The sequence below is a fragment of the Streptomyces hygroscopicus subsp. hygroscopicus genome (assembly GCF_030269125.1).
In the GTDB taxonomy this organism is placed as follows: domain Bacteria; phylum Actinomycetota; class Actinomycetes; order Streptomycetales; family Streptomycetaceae; genus Streptomyces; species Streptomyces hygroscopicus_C.
Genome location: NZ_BSSM01000002.1, coordinates 295,228 through 315,285 on the forward strand (window position 1 = coordinate 295,228; position 20,058 = coordinate 315,285).

The 20,058-nt window shown below is 70.8% G+C and carries 15 protein-coding genes; 1 reads left to right on the forward strand and 14 read right to left on the reverse strand.

Translation table 11 applies throughout. The features are described 5' to 3' along the window. The first annotated feature begins 231 nt into the window (after positions 1-231). Positions 232-3,375: an isoleucine--tRNA ligase gene (ileS, locus tag QSK45_RS05805; RefSeq protein WP_285553890.1), complete on the forward strand. Its 3,144-nt coding sequence runs from the start codon at positions 232-234 to the stop codon at positions 3,373-3,375. Positions 3,376-3,672: 297 nt separating this feature from the next. Here the strand turns inward: ileS and QSK45_RS05810 are convergent, their stop codons facing one another. The 14 genes from QSK45_RS05810 to QSK45_RS05875 form a co-directional block, all read right to left on the reverse strand. Next, complete coding sequence (locus QSK45_RS05810) at positions 3,673-4,854, reverse strand: DivIVA domain-containing protein (RefSeq protein WP_285553893.1); 1,182 nt, start codon at positions 4,852-4,854, stop codon at positions 3,673-3,675. 55 nt (positions 4,855-4,909) lie between these two features. After that, positions 4,910-5,200, reverse strand: a complete 291-nt coding sequence (locus QSK45_RS05815; protein ID WP_285553895.1) for a YggT family protein — start codon at positions 5,198-5,200, stop codon at positions 4,910-4,912. 59 nt (positions 5,201-5,259) lie between these two features. Further along, positions 5,260-5,901 carry a cell division protein SepF gene (locus QSK45_RS05820; protein WP_285553898.1) on the reverse strand — a complete coding sequence of 214 codons (642 nt, stop codon included), beginning with the start codon at positions 5,899-5,901 and terminating at the stop codon, positions 5,260-5,262. 127 nt (positions 5,902-6,028) lie between these two features. Continuing rightward, positions 6,029-6,748, reverse strand: a complete 720-nt coding sequence (locus QSK45_RS05825) for a YggS family pyridoxal phosphate-dependent enzyme (RefSeq protein WP_285553900.1) — start codon at positions 6,746-6,748, stop codon at positions 6,029-6,031. Positions 6,749-6,754: 6 nt separating this feature from the next. Next, complete coding sequence (gene pgeF / locus QSK45_RS05830) at positions 6,755-7,519, reverse strand: peptidoglycan editing factor PgeF (RefSeq protein ID WP_285553902.1); 765 nt, start codon at positions 7,517-7,519, stop codon at positions 6,755-6,757. Then, entirely contained in the window at positions 7,516-8,724 is a 1,209-nt protein-coding gene (gene ftsZ, locus QSK45_RS05835) for a cell division protein FtsZ (RefSeq protein WP_285553903.1), read from the reverse strand. The genes pgeF and ftsZ overlap by 4 nt, the downstream gene beginning before the upstream one ends. 279 nt (positions 8,725-9,003) lie before the next feature. Further along, positions 9,004-9,798, reverse strand: a complete 795-nt coding sequence (locus QSK45_RS05840) for a cell division protein FtsQ/DivIB (protein ID WP_285553905.1) — start codon at positions 9,796-9,798, stop codon at positions 9,004-9,006. A gap of 137 nt (positions 9,799-9,935) precedes the next feature. Then, on the reverse strand, positions 9,936-11,027 hold the full coding sequence (gene murG, locus QSK45_RS05845) for an undecaprenyldiphospho-muramoylpentapeptide beta-N-acetylglucosaminyltransferase (protein WP_285553907.1): 1,092 nt from the start codon (positions 11,025-11,027) through the stop codon (positions 9,936-9,938). Positions 11,028-11,033: 6 nt separating this feature from the next. Continuing rightward, complete coding sequence (ftsW, locus tag QSK45_RS05850) at positions 11,034-12,395, reverse strand: putative lipid II flippase FtsW (RefSeq protein WP_285553908.1); 1,362 nt, start codon at positions 12,393-12,395, stop codon at positions 11,034-11,036. 68 nt (positions 12,396-12,463) lie between these two features. Then, the gene (gene murD, locus QSK45_RS05855) at positions 12,464-13,900 is read right to left on the reverse strand and encodes a UDP-N-acetylmuramoyl-L-alanine--D-glutamate ligase (protein WP_285553909.1); all 1,437 of its coding nucleotides are present in this window, start codon (positions 13,898-13,900) and stop codon (positions 12,464-12,466) included. Further along, the gene (gene mraY, locus QSK45_RS05860; protein WP_285553910.1) at positions 13,882-14,955 is read right to left on the reverse strand and encodes a phospho-N-acetylmuramoyl-pentapeptide-transferase; all 1,074 of its coding nucleotides are present in this window, start codon (positions 14,953-14,955) and stop codon (positions 13,882-13,884) included. The genes murD and mraY overlap by 19 nt, the downstream gene beginning before the upstream one ends. Further along, positions 14,952-16,358 carry a UDP-N-acetylmuramoyl-tripeptide--D-alanyl-D-alanine ligase gene (locus QSK45_RS05865; protein WP_285553911.1) on the reverse strand — a complete coding sequence of 469 codons (1,407 nt, stop codon included), beginning with the start codon at positions 16,356-16,358 and terminating at the stop codon, positions 14,952-14,954. The genes mraY and QSK45_RS05865 overlap by 4 nt, the downstream gene beginning before the upstream one ends. A gap of 4 nt (positions 16,359-16,362) precedes the next feature. Next, complete coding sequence (locus QSK45_RS05870; RefSeq protein WP_285553913.1) at positions 16,363-17,883, reverse strand: UDP-N-acetylmuramoyl-L-alanyl-D-glutamate--2,6-diaminopimelate ligase; 1,521 nt, start codon at positions 17,881-17,883, stop codon at positions 16,363-16,365. Positions 17,884-18,103: 220 nt separating this feature from the next. Next, positions 18,104-20,056, reverse strand: a complete 1,953-nt coding sequence (locus tag QSK45_RS05875; RefSeq protein ID WP_285553915.1) for a peptidoglycan D,D-transpeptidase FtsI family protein — start codon at positions 20,054-20,056, stop codon at positions 18,104-18,106. Positions 20,057-20,058 lie beyond the last annotated feature (2 nt).

The window sequence follows — 20,058 nt, forward strand, 5'->3', positions numbered from 1 at the left end:
GGGCGAGCGCGACGTGAAGATCACCCCGGAGCCGCCGGAAGAAAGCCACAGCCCGAGGGCCCAGGCCAGTAGAACCGGTTTCGCGACCCAATGAGGGGGCTCACCGGCGCCTGAGGCGCGGCGGCGGGCCAAGGAGGGTGGTACCGCGGGAGCGCGCCGCACACGGCGTGAGGAATCGAAGCTCTCGTCCCTCCGACGGAAGGCAGAAAGTCCGTTGGAGGATGCTCGCAGATGACAGCGCCGACGTACCGCCAGGTGCCCGCACAGGTCGACCTGCCCGCGCTTGAGCACGCCGTGCTCGACTTCTGGCGCGAGCAGAAGATCTTCGCCAAGACCCTGGAGCAGTCCGAGGGCCGCCCCGAGTGGGTGTTCTACGAGGGGCCGCCCACCGCCAACGGCATGCCCGGCGCCCACCACATCGAGGCGCGCGTCTTCAAGGACGTCTTCCCCCGCTTCCGCACCATGCGGGGCTACCACGTGGCCCGCAAGGCCGGCTGGGACTGCCACGGCCTGCCCGTGGAGCTGGCCGTGGAGAAGGAGCTGGGCTTCTCCGGCAAGCAGGACATCGAGGCGTACGGCATCGCCGAGTTCAACGCCAAGTGCCGCGAGTCCGTGACCCGGCACACCGACGCCTTCACCGAGCTGACGACCCGCATGGGCTACTGGGTCGACCTGGACGACGCCTACCGGACCATGGACCCGGAGTACGTGGAGTCGGTCTGGTGGTCGCTGAAGGAGATCTTCGGCAAGGGCCTGCTGGTCCAGGACCACCGCGTCGCCCCCTGGTGCCCGCGCTGCGGCACGGGTCTGTCGGACCACGAGCTGGCGCAGGGCTACGAGACGGTCGTCGACCCCTCGGTGTACGTCCGCTTCCCGCTCACCTCCGGCCCGCTGGCCGGCGAGGCCGCGCTCCTGGTGTGGACGACGACCCCCTGGACCCTGGTCTCCAACACGGCGGTCGCCGCGCACCCGGAGGTCACCTACGTCGTCGCCACGAACGGCGAGGAGAAGGTCGTCGTCGCCGAGCCCCTGCTCGCCAAGGCGCTCGGCGAGGGCTGGGAGCCCACCGGGCGGACCTTCACCGGCGCCGAGATGGAGCGCTGGACGTACCAGCGCCCGTTCGAGCTCGTCGAGTTCCCCGAGCCGGCCCACTACGTGGTGAACGCCGACTACGTGACCACCGAGGACGGTACGGGTCTGGTCCACCAGTCCCCCGCCTTCGGCGAGGACGACCTCAGGGTCTGCCGCTCCTACGGCCTGCCCGTCGTCAACCCGGTGCGCCCCGACGGCACCTTCGAGGAGGACGTGCCGCTGGTCGGCGGCGTCTTCTTCAAGAAGGCCGACGAACAGCTCACCGAGGACCTCAAGCAGCGCGGGCTGCTCTTCAGGCACCTGCCGTACGAACACAGCTACCCCCACTGCTGGCGCTGCCACACCGCGCTGCTCTACTACGCGCAGCCCTCCTGGTACATCCGTACGACGGCCATCAAGGACCGCCTGATCCAGGAGAACGAGAAGACCAACTGGTTCCCGGAGACGGTCAAGCACGGCCGGTTCGGCGACTGGCTGAACAACAACATCGACTGGGCGCTGTCCCGCAACCGCTACTGGGGCACCCCGCTGCCGATCTGGCGCTGCGAGGACGACCACCTCACCTGCGTCGGCTCCCGCGCGGAGCTGTCCGAACTGTCCGGCACCGACCAGTCGGACCTCGACCCGCACCGCCCGTACATCGACGCGATCACCTTCGGCTGCCCGCACGAGGGCTGCCGCAAGACCGCCACGCGCGTGCCGGAGGTCATCGACGCCTGGTACGACTCGGGCTCGATGCCGTTCGCGCAGTGGGGCTACCCGTACAAGAACAAGGAGCTGTTCGAGAGCCGTTACCCGGCGCAGTTCATCTCCGAGGCGATCGACCAGACCCGCGGCTGGTTCTACACGCTGATGGCCATCGGCACCCTGGTGTTCGACAAGTCGTCGTACGAGAACGTCGTGTGCCTCGGCCACATCCTCGCCGAGGACGGCCGCAAGATGTCCAAGCACCTGGGCAACATCCTGCAGCCGATCCCGCTGATGGACCAGCACGGCGCGGACGCGGTGCGGTGGTTCATGGCGGCGGGCGGTTCCCCGTGGGCGGCCCGCCGGGTCGGCCACGGCACCATCCAGGAGGTCGTCCGCAAGACGCTGCTGACGTACTGGAACACGGTCGCCTTCCAGGCGCTGTACGCCCGTACGTCGAACTGGGCGCCGAGCGCGGCGGACCCGGCACCGGCCGAGCGCCCGCTGCTCGACCGCTGGCTGCTGTCCGAACTGCACGCGCTCACCGACCAGGTGACGCAGGCGCTGGAGGGGTACGACACCCAGCGCGCCGGCAAGCTGCTGTCCGCGTTCGTCGACGACCTGTCCAACTGGTACGTCCGCCGTTCGCGCCGCCGCTTCTGGCAGGGCGACAAGGCCGCGCTGCGCACGCTGCACGAGGTGCTGGAGACGGTCACCAGGTTGATGGCGCCGATCACCCCGTTCATCACCGAGCGGGTGTGGCAGGACCTGATCGCTCCGGTCACCCCGGGCGCGCCGGAGTCGGTGCACCTGGCGTCCTGGCCGGAGACGGACCTCGGTTCGATCGACCCTGAGCTGTCGAAGCAGATGGTGCTGGTGCGCCGGCTCGTGGAGCTGGGCCGTGCCACGCGTGCCGAGTCGGGCGTCAAGACGCGTCAGCCGCTGTCCCGTGCGCTGATCGCGGCGAGCGGGTTCGAGACCCTGGACCGCGAGCTGCACACGCAGATCACGGAGGAGCTGAACGTCTCCTCGCTGGCGTCGCTGTCCGAGGTCGGCGGCTCGCTGGTGGACACCACCGCCAAGGCCAACTTCCGTGCGCTGGGCAAGCGGTTCGGCAAGCGGGTGCAGGAGGTCGCCAAGGCGATCGCCGCCGCGGACGCCGCCGCGCTCTCGCTGGCGCTGCGGCAGGGCACGGCGTCGGTGGAGGTCGACGGTGAGACGATCACCCTGGCGCCGGACGAGGTGATCATCACCGAGACGCCGCGCGAGGGCTGGTCGGTGGCGTCCGACTCCGGTGCGACGGTGGCGCTGGACCTGGAGATCACGGAGGAGCTGCGGCAGGCGGGTCTTGCCCGTGACGCCATCCGGCTCATCCAGGAGGCGCGCAAGAACAGCGGCCTGGACGTCGCCGACAGGATCGCGCTGCGGTGGACGTCCACGGACCCGGCGGTGATCGCGGCGCTGTCCGAGCATGCCGAGCTGATCGCGGAGGAGGTCCTGGCGACCGACTTCGGTCAGGGTGAGGCCGACGACAGCTTCGGTGACGCCTTCACCGACGAGGGGCTGAGCCTGGCGTTCCGGCTGCGGAAGGCGTAAGCGCCGACGGCCGTCCGAGCAGGGCCCGTTCTCCGGTTCCGGAGGGCGGGCCCTGCTTCATGGGCGCGGGCGGGAAGCCGGACCGCGCGCCCGCGCGGCGGACCGCACATCGGTACGGTCCGGCGCCCCTGAAGCTTCAACGCGCCCCATGCACGGGGCGCGCCCCCCCGCAGAGAGCGCGCCCCGGCGCGAAGAGCGCGCCGCAGACAAAAGGACGCGGCCCCGGATCCATCGATCCGGGGCCGCGTCCTGGGCGCTGCCGACGCCTATGGCGTACTGCTCACCGTTCCCGGTGCTTCAGTTGTCGTCCTCGTCGATCAGGAAACCACGCATCGGCGAGGGGGCCTGGCCCATGGGGGACGGGCCCTGGGGGCGGACCGGAGCCATCGGCTGGGTCATCGCGGGCGTCATCTGCTGCTGACCGCCGTAGGACGGGCCGGACGCCGGGGCGGGCGAGCCGCCCATCGTCTGGTTGCCGCCGTAGGACGGGGCGCTCGCGCCGGCCGGAGCCATGGAGGGCGCCGGGGACGGCGGCAGGGACGCGGCAGCCGGGGTGCGCGGCGGGGCCAGCGAGTCGTCGGCCTGGGTCTCCAGCTGGCGCAGCTGCGACTCCAGGTACGACTTCAGGCGCGTGCGGTACTCGCGTTCGAAGCCGCGCAGGTCCTCGACCTTGCGCTCCAGCGTGGCGCGGGCGGACTCCAGGGAGCCCATCGCGACGCGGTGCTTCTCCTGCGCGTCCCGCTCCAGGGCGTCGGCCTTGGCACGGGCGTCACGCTCCAGACCCTCGGCGCGGCTGCGTGCCTCGCCGACGATCTTGTTGGCCTCGGAGCGGGCCTCGGCGATCGCCTGGTCGGCGGTCTGCTGGGCCAGCGAGAGGACACGGGCGGCGCTGTCGCCACCGGGGCCCTGACCGGGACCGCCCATGGGACCGCCCATCGGGCCACCCATCGGACCGCCCATGGGGCCACCCATCTGCTGCTGCATGGGCGGCTGACCGCCCATCGGGCCCTGGCCCATGGGGCCCTGACCCATCGGGCCCTGACCCATGGGGCCCTGTCCCATCGGACCCTGTCCCATCGGACCCTGGCCCATCGGGCCGGGACCCTGGGGACCACCCTGACCGCTGGGACCGGCGGGCAGCTGCGGGGCACCGCTCGGCAGCTGGGGCGGACCACCCATGGGGCCACCCATCTGCTGCTGCGGCGGGCCCGATATCCCGGCGGGTACCGGAGCGCCGGGACCTCGCATGCCCTGCTGCTGCTCCTGCTCCGGAGGTTTCCTGGAGTTCTGCTGGTTCTGCGCGGCGGCCCGCGTGGCGGCCGCCAGCTTCGCGCGCAGGTCCTCGTTCTCCCGGAGCAGACGGGTCAGTTCGGCTTCGACCTCGTCGAGGAAGGCATCGACCTCGTCCTCGTCATAGCCTTCTCGGAGGCGGACGGTCGTGAACTGCTTGTTCCGCACGTCCTCGGGGGTCAACGGCATCTCTTCACCTCAACGTAGTCATCGGCAGTCGGCAAGACCGGATCGTCCAACACGCTCATCTCACGAAGTTCTGCACGATGGCGATGAGAATGTAGACGATGATCATCAGTACGAAGAAGGACAGGTCGAGCGCCACGCCCCCGAGACGCAGCGGCGGAATGAACCGCCGCAGAAGCTTCAGCGGTGGATCGGTGACAGTGTAGGTGGCCTCCAGTACGACCACCATCGCCTTGCCGGGTTGCCATGAGCGGGCGAACTGGAAGACGTAGTCCATGACCAGCCGGAAGATGAGCACGACGAGAAACACCATCAGCGCGATGTAGATCACCTGCGCGAACACGCTCATGGCTGCGCTTCCCTCTCCCCTGTTTCCGTGCTCTTGCGTACTGCGGTCCGGTCTGCGTCTCAGCTCTGGTTGAAGAACCCGCCCTCTGCGATGCGGGCCTTGTCCTCCGCCGTGACATCGACGTTAGCAGGAGACAACAGGAACACCTTCTGCGTCACCCGCTCGATACTGCCGTGAAGACCAAACACCAATCCGGCCGCAAAGTCGACAAGTCGCTTCGCGTCTGTGTCGTCCATCTCAGTCAGATTCATGATCACCGGAGTGCCCTCACGGAAGTGTTCCCCGATGGTACGGGCCTCGTTGTAGGTCCGCGGGTGCAACGTGGTGATCCGGTAAGGCTCTCGTTCCGACACGACCTTGGGCATGATCACCGGCGCGTTCTTCTCCAGGGACTGACGTTCTTGTGTGATGGACGCCACGGGCGCGATCCGCGCCGGGCGACCCGATTCCGCGGCCGGCGAAGCCGCCCGGGAGACCGGCTCACGCGGCGCCGGAGGCTGCACCACTCGCACCGATTCATCCCTTTGGGGCTGATGCGCTTCATGTGGTTGATGCAACGGCTCATGCCGTCGGTGGTCCCGCTCGGGCTCGGGGTCCAACTCGGGCTCGAAATCGTCATCGGGGTCGAATCCGCGGCCGTCGTACCCATCGTCCTCCACGAGGCCGAGGTAGACCGCCATCTTGCGCATCGCGCCGGCCATGCTCTGAGTCCTCCGCTCTGTGGTGGATCGGCTGACGACTGCCAAGTGCCCGCGATCCACGCGGTCGTTGTGTCCGTTTCGCGAACACTGACCATATTTTCTGCTGTGGTCCGACTTCCTGGCGACGTTACCCGAGCCGGGGACGGACGCCGAGTACCGCAGTGCCGACGCGCACATGTGTCGCCCCGGCGGCCACGGCCTGCTCGAGGTCCGCACTCATCCCTGCCGACACCATGGTCGCAGCCGGATGGGCGCGGCGCAGGTCAGTCGACAAATCCATGAGGCGCTCGAACGCGGCCTGTTCGCGTCCCGCGTACTCCCCGGTGAGCGGCGCGACGGTCATCAGGCCGTCGAGCCGCAGTCCCGGCGAGCCGGCGACCAGATCGGCCAACTCTTCGATTCCCCCGGGAGCCACGCCTCCGCGCTCGCCCCGCCCGCTCGCGTCCGCGTCGAGCGCGACCTGGACGAGACACCCCACCTCGCGCTCGGCGCGCACCGCTTCCTTGGACAGCGCGGTGACGAGCCGGGCGCGGTCGATCGACTGCACGACATCGGCGTAACCGACCACGGAACGCACCTTGTTGGTCTGCAACTGACCGACGAAGTGCCACGTCAGCGGCAGATCGGCACAAGCCGCGGCCTTCGGCGCGGCGTCCTGGTCACGGTTCTCGGCGACGTGGCGCACACCGAGTTCCGACAGGATCCGCACATCGCTCGCCGGGTAGGTCTTGGTGACCACGATCAGGGTCACCTCCGCACGCCCCCGGCCGGCGGCCGCGCAGGCGGCGGCGATGCGCTCCTCCACATTCGCCAGATTCCCGGCGAGTTCCGTCTTACGGTCCGTCATTCCTCATCAGTCCAGCCAGACATAGCCCGCGAGTCGCCCGGTGATGCGGTCGCGACGGTATGAGAAGTGGTCGTCCGACTCCAGCGTGCACACCGGCGACTGCGCCCGGTCGCACACCCCGAGCCGTTCGAGCTGTGCGTGCACTCCGGCGCTCACGTCGACCGCCGGAGTGCCCCAGCTGGTTTCAGCGTGCGCCGTCGGCTCCACGGCCGCCACCTCGGCGCGCATCGACTCCGGCACCTCGTAGCACCGGCCGCAGACGGCCGGTCCGGTGCGGGCGACGATCCGCTCGGGCGCGGCGCCGAGTTCGACCATGGCCCGTACAGCGGCGGGGACGACCCCCTTGACCATGCCGGGCCGACCCGCGTGGGCCGCGGCGACCACGCCGGCGACGGGGTCGGCGAGGAGTACCGGCACGCAGTCGGCGGTGAGCACGGCGAGGGCGAGTCCGCGCCGGGCGGTGACGAGGGCGTCGACCTCCGGTACCGGGGTCCCCCCCTCACGGCTCCGCCGGAGCGGGTGGACCCCCGTGCCCCAGGGCTCGTCCACCACGGCCACCTCGGCGCCGTGCACCTGGTTCATCCACACCACGCGGGCGGGGTCCAGGCCGAGCGCCTCGGCCGCGGTCTCCCGGTTGGCCTTCACGGCCTCGGGCGTGTCGCCGACCGCGCCGCCGAGGTTCAGCTCCTCATACGGAGCGGCGCTCACCCCGCCCCACCTGTCGGTGAAGGCGAAGTGCGCGCCGCTCACGCTCTCGCGCTGTCCTATCACTTCAGGAAGTCCGGGACGTCCAGTTCCTCGGCCGCGCTGTCCGAGTAGGCGGGTCGCGGCGCCGGGGTGATCGGCGGGGCGACCGGGATGTCGGCCACCGGCTCGGGGGCCGGCTCCGGCTCCTCCTTCGGCTTCACGCTGCCGAGCGAGCCGAAGGACGGGCGGCTCTCGGGCTGCCGTACCGGAGCGGGCTCCTCGCGGCGGGCCGGGGCCGAAGTCGAGGCCGAGCCGAGCGCGTTGTCCCGGCGGGCCGGCGGCTGGCCGCCGTCGAAGCCGGCCGCGATCACGGTGACCCGGACCTCGTCGCCGAGGGCGTCGTCGATGACCGCGCCGAAGATGATGTTGGCCTCGGGGTGGGCGGCCTCGCTGACCAGCTGGGCCGCTTCGTTGATCTCGAAGAGGCCGAGGTCGGAGCCGCCGGAGATGGACAGCAGCACGCCCCGGGCGCCGTCGATGGACGCCTCCAGGAGCGGCGAGGAGATCGCCATCTCGGCCGCGGCCACCGCGCGGTCGTCACCGCGGGCCGAACCGATGCCCATGAGGGCCGAACCGGCCTCGGACATGACCGACTTCACGTCGGCGAAGTCGAGGTTGATCAGGCCCGGGGTGGTGATGAGGTCGGTGATGCCCTGGACACCGGAGAGCAGGACCTGGTCGGCGGACTTGAAGGCGTCCAGGACCGAGACCTGGCGGTCCGAGATGGACAGCAGCCGGTCGTTCGGGATGACGATGAGGGTGTCGACCTCTTCGCGCAGCTCGGCGATGCCGTCCTCGGCCTGGTTCGCGCGGCGCCGTCCCTCGAAGGTGAACGGGCGCGTGACCACGCCGATGGTGAGGGCGCCCAGGGAGCGCGCGATGTTGGCCACGACGGGCGCGCCGCCGGTGCCGGTGCCGCCGCCTTCACCGGCCGTCACGAAGACCATGTCGGCCCCCTTGAGGACCTCCTCGATCTCCTCGCGGTGGTCCTCGGCGGCCTTGCGGCCGACGGCCGGGTTGGCGCCGGCGCCGAGTCCGCGGGTGAGTTCACGGCCGACGTCCAGCTTGACGTCGGCGTCGCTCATCAACAGCGCCTGTGCGTCGGTGTTGATGGCGATGAACTCGACACCCTTGAGACCGACCTCGATCATCCGGTTGATGGCATTGACACCACCGCCGCCGACACCGATGACCTTGATGACTGCGAGGTAGTTCTGCGGTGCTGCCACGTCGAAGGCCTCTCGCCTCGAATTACGTCGTCGCCGCCGGGCGGTTCCCCGCGCCGGGACGACAGATGCCGAATGGGACGGTCCGTAGCGCCGACCCGAACCCTAAGCCTGAAGTTTAGGGTTACCAGTGTGTCTGTTCTCTGGAGTCTTCTGAACAGGACACTAAGTCGACAAGTGGCGCCCGTTCAACGAACACGCCGAACCTCCCGTTTTTCTTTTCACCCTATGTGATCAGCCATAGCGATGCCCAACCAGGGTGCTGGCCTGCGCTGATGTGCGTCAACTCCCGGATGACGCAGGGGCCGTGGGGGCGCTGACGTCGAAGTGCCGTGCGCCGGAAGCTGCTTTCATGAGTGCGGTGAGGGTCCGTGCCTTGGCGCGGCCGTTCTCCGCGCTGCCCCAGGCGACGGTGCGGCCGTCGGCCAGCTCCAGCTCGATGTCGTCGTAGGAGCGGACCTGGACGGTGCGGGTCAGGGTCCGGACGGGGCCCGGCAGTTCGCCGGCCACCCGGACCGCCTCGCGCACCAGCCGGCCGGTGCCGAAGCGGCGCAGGCTCGCGGCGGCCGGGCCCCGCGCCGACACGGACATCCGCAGCTGCGGAATGCCCGGGGGCGCCTGTGCGACCGTGGCGAACCGGACGCCCCGATGGTCGACTTCGTCGAAGTCCCCGCCCTTGCGGACGAGCAGTACCGGGGTCCGCTCGGTCACCTTCAGCTCGATGCCGTGCGGCCAGGAACGGGACACGTCGACCGTGTCGATCCGGGGCAGTTTCCGGCGCATTCGCGCCGCGATGGCACCGGTGTCGACGGACACCATCGGCGCCCCTACCGGAACGGCGGCCGCGTCGCGCACCTCGCCGGGGGTCAGCACCCGGGTGCCCGACACCGGGACGCGCTCGACGCGCAGCCACGAGGAGCCGTACAACACCCAGAGGGAACCGGCCGCCACGAGCACCACGGCCACGGCCAGGACGACGATCGTACGAAGACGTGGTCGTCCGATCCTTCCGACGAGCGGCGGGCCGGACGACTCCTGCTGGCGTTCCCCGCGTTCGCGGGTCGTCGGTCCGGCCACGCGCCATCCCTTCCTTGGCTCGGTTCGCATCCGGCGCGCCCGAGCCGGTGCCGAGAGCCCGGTCGTGCTCAGCGCCGCGCGCCTCCGCGCGTTCGGTCTCTCGGCACCGGCGCGCGCCTTCGGCTCACTCGCCGATGCTAGTGGTGGCGCGAGGCGATGGCCTCGTACACCATGCCGACGAGCAGGTCGTCGGCGTCCCGGCGGCCGAACTCGCTCGCGGCGCGCGACATCTCGTAGAGCCGGTGCGGGTCGGCGAGCACGGGCAGCACGTTCTGCTGCACCCACTCGGGCGTCAGCTCCGCGTCGTCCACGAGGAGTCCGCCGCCCGCCTTGACCACCGGCTGGGCGTTCAGCCGCTGTTCGCCGTTGCCGATGGGCAGCGGGACGTAGGCGGCCGGCAGCCCGACGGCGGAGAGTTCGGCGACGGTCATCGCGCCCGCACGGCAGAGCATCATGTCGGCCGCGGCGTACGCGAGGTCCATCCGGTCCAGGTAACTTACCGGGATGTAGGGGGGCATACCCGGCATCTGCTGCACATGCGGCAGTTCGTTCTTCGGGCCGACCGCATGCAGGATCTGGATGCCGGCCTGCTGGAGCCACGGGGCGACCTGCTGGACGACCTCGTTGAGCCGGCGCGCGCCCTGCGAGCCGCCGGAGACCAGCAGCGTGGGCAGGTTGGGGTCGAGGCCGAAGCGGTGCCGGGCCTCGGGGCGGACGGCGGCGCGGTCCAGCGTGGCGATGGAGCGGCGCAGCGGGATGCCGATGTACCGGGAGTTGCGCAGCTTGCTGTCCGGCGTGGAGACGGCGACCTGGGCCGCGTAGCGGGACCCGATCTTGTTGGCCAGACCCGGGCGCGCGTTGGCCTCGTGGATCACGATGGGCACACCGAGCCGCTTGGCGGCCAGGTAGGCGGGCAGCGCGACGTAACCGCCGAAGCCGGCCACGGCGTCCGCCTTGGTGCGTTCGAGGATCTGCTCGGCGGCCTTGATGGTGCCCCGCAGCCGGCCCGGGACGGTGATCAGTTCGGGGGTGGGCTTGCGCGGCAGTGGCACCGCCGGGATCAGCGCCAGCTCATAGCCGCGCTCCGGGACGAGCCGGGTCTCCAGGCCACGCTCCGTGCCCAGGGCCGTGATCCCCACGCTCGGGTCCCGCCTGCGCAGGGCGTCCGCGAGGGCGAGCGCGGGCTCGATGTGGCCGGCGGTCCCTCCACCGGCGAGTACGACATGCACCGAAATTCACCGCTCTCCGGACGAACGCGCCGCCGAGGCACGCCGTCGCATCGTGTTCCATCTCCGAGGCCCCCGCTCCGCACCGGAGCCTCCCGCCCGCTTTCTACCAAAGCGGGGTTGCCGCATCGCAAGCGCCGTCCGCGCAGCGGGATCGTCGCGCGCGAACGCGATCAGCAGCCCGATGGCGAACATGGTCGGCAGCAGGGCGGATCCTCCGTAGGAGAACAGCGGGAGCGGGACACCGGCGATCGGCAGCAGACCGAGCACCGCACCGATGTTGATCACCGCCTGCGCGATGATCCAGGTGGTCACGCCTCCCGCGGCGTACCTCACGAAGGGGTCCTTCGTGCGTCCGGCCACGCGGATACCCGCATAGCCTAGAGCCGCGAACAGGGCGAGCACCGACAGTGTCCCCGCCAGGCCCAGTTCCTCACCGGTGACCGCGAAGATGAAGTCGGTGTGCGCTTCCGGCAGTTGGCCCCATTTTTCCACACTCGCGCCGAGCCCGGAGCCGAAGAGTCCGCCGGAGGCGAGCGCGTAGATGCCGTGCACCGCCTGCCAGCAGTCCGCGCCCTTGGCCCGGGGCTCGGTGGCGCCGATGCAGGCGAGGCGGGCCATCCGGTTGGGGCTGGTCTCGATCAGGAGCACCCCGATCACGACCGCGATCGACAGCACGCCGGCGAACAGCCGGGTCGGGGCGCCCGCGAGCCACAGCAGTCCGAACAGGATCGCTGTGAGAATGATCGCGGTTCCCATGTCGCCGCCGAGCATGATCAGCCCGAGCAGCAGGAAGGCGACCGGCACCAGCGGCACCAGCATGTGCTTCCACTGGGTCAGCAGCTTCTTCTCCTGCTTGCGGGCGATCAGGTCCGCGCCCCACAGCACCAGCGCGAGCTTGCCGAACTCGCTGGGCTGGATCTGGAAGGAGCCTCCGAGCGCGATCCAGTTCTGGTTGCCGTTGACCGCCATCCCTATCCCGGGCACCTGCACCAGGGCCATCAGGAAGACGGCACCGGCGAGGATCGGGTAGGCGAGCGCCCGGTGCAGCTTCACCGGCATCCGGGAGGCCGAGAACAGCAGGACGCCGCCGATCACGGCGGCCAGCAGCTGCTTGCGGAAGAAGTACGACCCGGGCAGCGACATCTGGAGCGCGGTGACCTGGGAGGCCGAGTAGACCATCACCAGGCCGAGCACCGTGATCAGCATGCTGCCGCCGACGATCAGGTAATAGGCGGTCAGGGGCCGGTCCCAGGCCCGCCGGGCGCGCGTGACGAGCCGCTGTACGGGGTTCTCGCGCGCGGATCCGGGGACGGCGGGACGCCGGGACGCCCGCTGCACGGGGGGCTTTCCGGTACGGCTACTGGGCATCGGCGCCTCCACTGGACGTCTGCCGCCCCACGCGTCCCTCCCAGGATCCGCCCGGCGGGCGGCCGGGGTCAGGCGCGGAGTTCGCGGACCGCCGTCGCGAACGCGTCACCGCGCTGGTTGTAGTTGGTGAACATGTCCATGGAGGCGCAGGCCGGAGCGAGGAGCACCGTGTCGCCGGCGACCGCGAGCCGCCTGGCCTCCGTCACCGCCTGGAGCATCGCCCCAGTGTCGGTCCGGTCGAGGTCGACCACGGGTACTTCCGGCGCGTGTCGCGCGAGGGCCTCGCGGATCAGGGCCCGGTCGGCGCCGATCAGGACGACGGCGCGCAGACGCTTCGCCGAGGCGGCGACCAGTTCGTCGAAGGTCGCGCCCTTGGCGAGACCTCCCGCGATCCACACGATCGACTCGTAGGCCGCCAACGAGGCCTGCGCGGCATGGGTGTTGGTCGCCTTGGAGTCGTCCACGTAGGCCACGCCGTCGAGGTCGGCGACGTGCTCGATGCGGTGGGCGTCCGGCCGGAAGGCGCGCAGTCCGTCCCGTACGGCTCGGGCGGGCACGCCGAAGGCGCGCGCGAGGGCCGCCGCCGCGAGGGCGTTGGCGATGTTGTGCGGGGCCGGCGGGTGGATGTCCGAGACCTCGGCCAGTTCCTGCGCGTTCTTCTGCCGGTTCTCGACGAAGGCGCGGTCGACCAGGATGCCCTCCACGACGCCCAGTTGGGAGGGTCCGGGGGTGCCGAGGGTGAACCCGACGGCCCGGCACCCCTCTTCGACGTCGGCCTCGCGCACGAGGTCCTCGGTGGCCTTGTCGGCCACGTTGTAGACGCAGGCCACCTTGTTGCCCTCGTAGATGCGGCCCTTGTCGGCGGCGTAGGCCTCCATGGAGCCGTGCCAGTCGAGGTGGTCGGGCGCGAGGTTGAGGACGGCTGCGGAATGGGCGCGCAGCGAGGGCGCCCAGTGCAGCTGGTAGCTGGACAGCTCGACGGCCAGGACGTCGTACGTCTCCTCGCCGAGGACGGCGTCCAGCAGGGAGACGCCGATGTTGCCGACGGCCGCCGTGCGCAGGCCCGCCGCCTTCAGGATGGAGGCGAGCATCTGCACGGTGGTGGTCTTGCCGTTGGTGCCGGTGACGGCCAGCCAGGGGGCCGCGTCGGGCCCCCTGAGCCGCCAGGCCAGCTCCACGTCGCCCCAGACCGGCACGCCCGCCTGGGCGGCCGCCTGGAAGAGCGGCTTGCCGGGCTGCCAGCCGGGGGCGGTGACGATCAGCTCGGTGCCCTCCGGGAGGGTGGCCCCGTCGCCCAGGCGCACGGTGACGCCGAGGGCCTGAAGACCGGCGGCCTGCTCGCGGGCGCGGGCGTCGTCGCCGTCGTTGACGACCGTGACGATCGCGCCGCGCGCGTGCAGCGCCTTGGCCGCCGGGACGCCGGAGACGCCGAGTCCCGCGACGGTGACGTGCTTGCCCTGGAAGTCGTAGGGCGCCGAGCCGGTGGTCACTTTTCCGCTGCCCATCCCGCGTAGAAGAGGCCCAGTCCGACGATCACACAGATGCCTTGGATGATCCAGAAGCGGACCACGACCAGGACCTCGGACCAGCCTTTGAGTTCGAAGTGGTGCTGGAGTGGCGCCATCCGGAAGACGCGCTTGCCGGTGAGCCGGAAGGAGCCGACCTGGATGACGACCGACATGGTGATGAGGACGAACAGGCCGCCCATGATGGCCACCAGCAGCTCCGTGCGGGAGAGGATGGCCAGGCCGGTGAGGACACCGCCGAGGGCGAGCGAGCCGGTGTCGCCCATGAAGATCTTCGCCGGCGAGGTGTTCCACCACAGGAAGCCCAGGCAGGCGCCCATCAGCGCGGAGGCGACCACGGCGAGGTCGAGCGGGTCGCGCACCTCGTAGCAGGCGGCCGGGTTGGTCAGGGTCTGCGCGTTGGCGCAGGACTCCTGGTACTGCCAGACGCCGATGAAGGTGTAGGCACCGAAGACGAGGACGGAGGCGCCGGTGGCCAGGCCGTCCAGACCGTCGGTCAGGTTCACGCCGTTCGACATCGCGAGGATCATGAACAGCGCCCAGATCACGAACAGCACCGGGCCGATCGACCAGCCGAAGTCCGTGATGAACGACAGCTTGGTGGAGGCCGGGGTGTTGCCGCGGGCGTCGGGGAACATCAGCGCCAGCACGGCGAAGGCGATGCCGACGATCAGCTGGCCGGCCATCTTCGCCTTGGCCCGCAGGCCCAGTGAACGCCGCTTGACGATCTTGATGTAGTCGTCCAGGAAGCCGACCAGGCCCATGCCGACCATCAGGCCGAGCACCAGCAGGCCGGAGAACGTCGGCGGCTTGCCGGTGATCACCTTGGACAGGAAGTACGCGGCGACCGTCGCCAGGATGAAGGCGATACCACCCATGGTCGGCGTACCGCGCTTGCTGAGGTGCTCGCGCGGGCCGTCGTCACGGATGAACTGGCCGTAGCCCTTGCGGGCCAGCAGCTTGATCAGCAGCGGGGTGCCGACCAGGGTGAGGAAGAGGCCAATGACTCCCGAGAACAGGATCTGGTTCATCATCGGGCGGCAACCTCACCCTCGGCACCGGTCTCCAGCAGCGCCGCGGCGACACCTTCGAGCCCCACCGAACGGGACGCCTTCACGAGGACGACGTCCCCCGGGCGCAACTCGCTGCGCAACAGGTCGATCGCCGCCTGTGCGTCGGACACGTGCACCGACTCCTCACCCCACGAACCCTCGTTATATGCGCCCAGTTGCAGCCAGGAGGCCTCAATCCCCCCGACGGCGACGAGCTTGCTGACGTTGAGCCGGACGGCGAGCCGTCCGACGGCGTCGTGCTCGGCGAGCGCCTCGTCCCCCAGCTCGGCCATCTTGCCGAGCACCGCCCACGTGCGCCGTCCCTTGCCCATGGCCACGAGCGCCCGAAGGGCGGCCCGCATGGACTCGGGGTTGGCGTTGTAGGCGTCGTTGACGATGGTCACGCCGTCCGGGCGCTCGGTGACCTCCATGCGCCAGCGGGAGAGGGAGCCCGCCCCGGAGAGCGCGGTGGCGATCTCTTCCGCGGACATGCCCAGCTCATGGGCGACGGCGGCCGCGGCGAGCGCGTTCGACACGTGATGCTCACCGTACAGGCGCATGGTCACATCAGATGCACCGGAGGGTGTGTGAAGCCTGAAGAAGGGCTGTCCGGTGTCCGTGAGTCGTACATTCTCGGCGCGTACGTCCGCTTCGGCCGACTCTCCGAAAAGGACCACCTTCGCCTTGGTACGCGGTGCCATGGCGCGCACCAGCGGGTCGTCGGCGTTGAGGACGGCCGCGCCGTCCTCGGGCAGCCCCTCGATGATCTCGCCCTTGGCCTGGGCGATCTGCTCGCGGCCGCCGAACTCGCCGATGTGGGCGGTGCCGACGTTGAGGACGACGCCGATCCTCGGCGGGGTGAGGCCGGTGAGGTAGCGGATGTGGCCGATGCCGCGGGCGCCCATCTCCAGGACCAGGAAACGGGTTTCCTCGGTCGCGGTCAGGGCGGTCAGCGGCAGCCCGATCTCGTTGTTGAAGGAGCCCGGCGTGTACACCGTGGGCGCCTTGCTGCCCAGCACCTGGGCGATGAGGTCCTTGGTGCTGGTCTTGCCCGCCGAGCCGGTCAGGGCGACGAGGGTCGCGCCGAGCTTGCCGACGACGTGCCGGGCCAGGGCGCCGAGGGCGCTCTGTACGTCCTCGACCACGATCGCGGGCACACCGACCGGGCGCGACGCCAGCACGGCGACCGCGCCCGCCTCGACGACCTGTGGTGCGAAGTCGTGGCCGTCCACGCGCTCGCCGACGAAGGCGGCGAACAGGCTGCCGGGCACCACCTCACGGGAGTCCCGGACGACCGGTCCGGTGACCTCGACGGACGGATCCGGTATGTCGTGCGTCTGCCCGCCGACGACAGCTGCGATCTCGGCGAGGGAGAGGGCGATCACAAGTTCATCCCTGGGTCTTCTGGATAGCTTCGCGAAGCACCTGGCGGTCGTCGAACGGACGGACCACACCGGCGATGTCCTGGCCCTGCTCGTGGCCCTTGCCCGCGACCAGCACGGTGTCGCCGGCCTGGGCACGGCCCACGGCGGCGGCGATGGCGGCGGCCCGCTCCTCGAAGAGGAGCACCTCGCCGCGCTCGTGCGCGGGCACGGAGGCCGCGCCCTGGAGCATGGTCGCGAGGATCGCGAGCGGGTCCTCCGAGCGGGGGTTGTCCGAAGTCAGTACGGCCGTGTCGGCGAGCCGGGCCGCGGCGGCGCCCATCGGGGCGCGCTTGGTCTGGTCGCGGTCGCCGCCGCAGCCCAGGACGATGTGCAGCCGGCCCTTGGTGACCTTGCGCAGCGCCTTGAGCACCGACTCGACCGCGTCGGTCTTGTGGGCGTAGTCCACGACCGCGAGGTAGGGCTGCCCGGCGTCGACGCGCTCCAGGCGGCCCGGGACGCCCGGTACGGCGGCGATGCCGTCGGCGGCGGTCTGGGCGTCGAGCCCGGCCGCGGCGAGGGCGACGATGGCGGCGAGGGTGTTCGCCACGTTGAAGGGTCCGGCGAGCGGCGACCGGGCCTGCACGCGCTCGCCGCTCGGGCCGAGCACGGTGAACGTCGAGTCCAGCGGCCCGACCTGGACGTGCTCGGCGCGCCAGTCGGCGTCGGGGTGGCCCTCGGCGGAGTAGGTCACGACGGGGACGGTGGCCTCGGCGACGAGGCGGCGACCGTACTCGTCGTCCACGTTGACGACGCCGAGTCTGCTGCGTTTCGGCGTGAAGAGCTGTGCCTTGGCCCGGAAGTAGTCCTCCATGTCGGAGTGGAACTCCATGTGCTCCGGGCTGAGGTTCGAGAACACGGCGATGTCGAAGACGCAGCCGTCGACCCGGCCGAGGACCAGGGCGTGGCTGGAGACCTCCATGGCGACCGCCTCGACCCCGCGTTCACGCATGACGGCGAACAGGGCCTGGAGGTCGGTGGCTTCGGGGGTGGTGCGCTCGGACTTGATGCGCTCGTCGCCGATGCGCGTCTCGACGGTGCCGATGAGACCGGTGGACTTCGCGGTCCGCAGCCCGCCCTCGACCAGGTAGGCCGTGGTGGTCTTGCCGGAGGTGCCGGTGATGCCGATCTGGAGCAGATCCCGGCCCGGGTGGCCGTAGATGGTGGCCGCCAGTTCGCCCATCCGGGCCCGCGGGTCGGGCACCACCAGGACCGGCAGTCCGGTCGCGGCGGCGCGCTCGGCGCCCGTCGGGTCGGTGAGCACGGCGGCGGCACCGAGGCCGGCTGCCTGGGTGACGAAGTCGGCGCCGTGCAGCCGGGCGCCCGGGAGGGCGGCGTACAGGTCGCCGGGGCGGACGGCGCGCGAGTCGTGGGTGATCCCGGTGATCTCGGCGGTGGCGTCCGGGGCGGCGGCACCCAGCTGATCGGCCAGCTCCGCGAGGGGTGTGGCGGAGACGTGGACCGGTCGCGGCGGTCCCGGATATGTCACGGAAGCGCCCTTCTGGGTGGTTTGGGACTGATCAGCGTGTGGCACGGCGGTGAGCGTACCGGGCGCACCACCCTCGGAGCTAAAAAGGGGCCCGCGCGCAGCGGGGTCCGGCAAGGGCTGCGCTGGTGGCAGACGGGCGGGCGAGGGCTGGGGGCCGCTTCGGTTCCCGGGTCCCGGGGTGATCGTTGTCACTGGCTGAATCCTGTGCTCTCGACGCTGGTCAGGGCTTGTAGGCGACCGGCAGGTCGGCGGGCGGCGCGCCGGTGGGCGGGACCTGGAGGGTCTTCAGGGCGAACTCCATGACCTTCTTGTAGATGGGCCCGCAGATCTGGCCGCCGAAGTAGCCACCGGAGGTGGCGTTCTGGATGGCGCAGTAGACCGTGATGCGGGGCTTGTCCGCGGGGGCGAAACCGGCGAAGGACGAGGTGTAGCCGCGGTACCTGCCGGTGGCCGGATCCACTCGGTTGGCGGTGCCTGTCTTGCCGGCGACGTTGTAGCCGGGAATGCGCGCGGAGATGCCGGTGCCCTGTTCGTCGTCGACCACCGACTCCAGCATCTCGGCGACCGACTTGGCGGTCTTCGCGCTGACGACCCTCGTCTGCTCGGGCTTCGGCGCGGGGACGAACCGTCCGTCGGGGCCCTTGGTGCCGCGGATCAGGGTCGGCTGGATCCGGACGCCGCCGTTGGCGATGGTCGAGTACACGGAGGCGGCCTGGAGGGCGTTGATGGAGAAGCCCTGGCCGAAGGGAATGGTGTACTGCTGCGAGGTGGACCACTTCTGCGGCGGCGCGAGGATGCCCGGGGTCTCGCCGGGGAAGTGCAGCCCGGTGTAGCTGCCGATGCCGAACTTGCGCAGGTAGGAGTAGAGGACCTTGTTGGCCTGCGGCTGGGTCTTGCCGAGCTGGCCGGCGGCGAGGATGGTGCCGATGTTGCTGGACTTGGCGAGCACGCCGTTGAGCGTGAGGTCCCAGGTGGCGTGGTCGACGTCGTCCTGGAAGAGCCGGTCGCCGCGGTGCAGCCGGTTGGGCACGACGACATGGGTGAGCGGGGTCGCCGCGTTCTCCTGGAGGACGGCGGCCATGGACATCACCTTGGCGGTGGAGCCGGGCTCGTAGGCGTCCTGGAGGGCCGCGTTGCCGAGCGCGTCCGGGTCGGCCTTGGAGAGGTCGTTGGGATCGAACCCCGGCGCGTCGGCCATGGCCAGGATCTGGCCGGTGCGCGTGTCCTGGACGATGACGTAGCCGCGGTCCGCCTTGGACTTCTTCACCTGCTCGGTGATCGCGTTCTGCGCGGCCCACTGGATGTCGCGGTCGATGGTCAGCTCGACGTCGGAGCCGGGCACGGCGGGCGTCTCGGCGGAGCCCGCGGTGGGCACCTCGCGGCCGCCGGACTGGGCGTAGCGGATCTTGCCGTTCCTCCCGGCGAGCTGCTTCTCCAGCATCTGCTCGATGCCGCCGCCGCCCTGGCCGTCGGCGTTCACCCAGCCCAGTATCCCGGCGGCGAGGTCGCCGTTGGGGTACACGCGCTGGCTGCTGGGGTCGGCGAAGACGCCGGCGAGGACGTTGGCCGTGCCGGGCTTCTGGGCCAGGGCCGACTTCAGGTCCTTGATCTGCTTCCAGACCTGGGGGGTCTGCCGGGTGGCGAGCCGGGCGTAGCGGGAGTTCCTGTCCGCCGGCCGCAGCTTCTTCACCAGCGCGGCCTGGTCCTGGCCGAGGATCGGCGCGAGCAGCGCGGCGGCCCGTTCGGGACCGTCGTCGATCTTCAGCTGCTTGGCGCCGAACATCGTCGGGTCGGCCGTGATGTCGTAGGCGTCCTCGCTGATGGCGAGGGCCACCCCGTTGCGGTCGGTGATCCCGCCGCGCTCGGCGGCCAGCGTGTGGACGACGTACCGGTTCACCTCGGCCTTCGCGGCGTACGCGCCGGCCTCCACGACCTGCACCTGGAGCAGCCGCACCACGAAGGTGAGCAGCACCAGGCCGAGGGCGAGGCCGACCAGGCGCAGCCGGGGCCGGGGGCTGCCGAGCCGCAGCGGGCGCTGGGCGGGCACCCGGGCCGCGCTCGGGCGCCGGGCCGGGCGCGCGCCGGGCCCTGGCTGCCTGCGCACGGCACCCTGCGGCCGCGACGGCTTCGCGGGCCGGGGCACGCGGCGGCGCGGGGGTTCCCTGTCGGACACTT

Excerpts from the sequence above, each read along its gene's own strand:
- murD (WP_285553909.1), bottom strand. The coding sequence starts at position 13,900 with ATGGGCAGCGGAAAAGTGACCACCGGCTCGGCGCCCTACGACTTCCAG.
- QSK45_RS05810 (WP_285553893.1), bottom strand. The coding sequence starts at position 4,854 with ATGCCGTTGACCCCCGAGGACGTGCGGAACAAGCAGTTCACGACCGTC.
- QSK45_RS05815 (WP_285553895.1), bottom strand. The coding sequence starts at position 5,200 with ATGAGCGTGTTCGCGCAGGTGATCTACATCGCGCTGATGGTGTTTCTC.
- mraY (WP_285553910.1), bottom strand. The coding sequence starts at position 14,955 with ATGATGAACCAGATCCTGTTCTCGGGAGTCATTGGCCTCTTCCTCACC.
- QSK45_RS05825 (WP_285553900.1), bottom strand. The coding sequence starts at position 6,748 with ATGACGGACCGTAAGACGGAACTCGCCGGGAATCTGGCGAATGTGGAG.
- QSK45_RS05820 (WP_285553898.1), bottom strand. The coding sequence starts at position 5,901 with ATGGCCGGCGCGATGCGCAAGATGGCGGTCTACCTCGGCCTCGTGGAG.
- ileS (WP_285553890.1), top strand. The coding sequence starts at position 232 with ATGACAGCGCCGACGTACCGCCAGGTGCCCGCACAGGTCGACCTGCCC.
- ftsW (WP_285553908.1), bottom strand. The coding sequence starts at position 12,395 with ATGCCCAGTAGCCGTACCGGAAAGCCCCCCGTGCAGCGGGCGTCCCGG.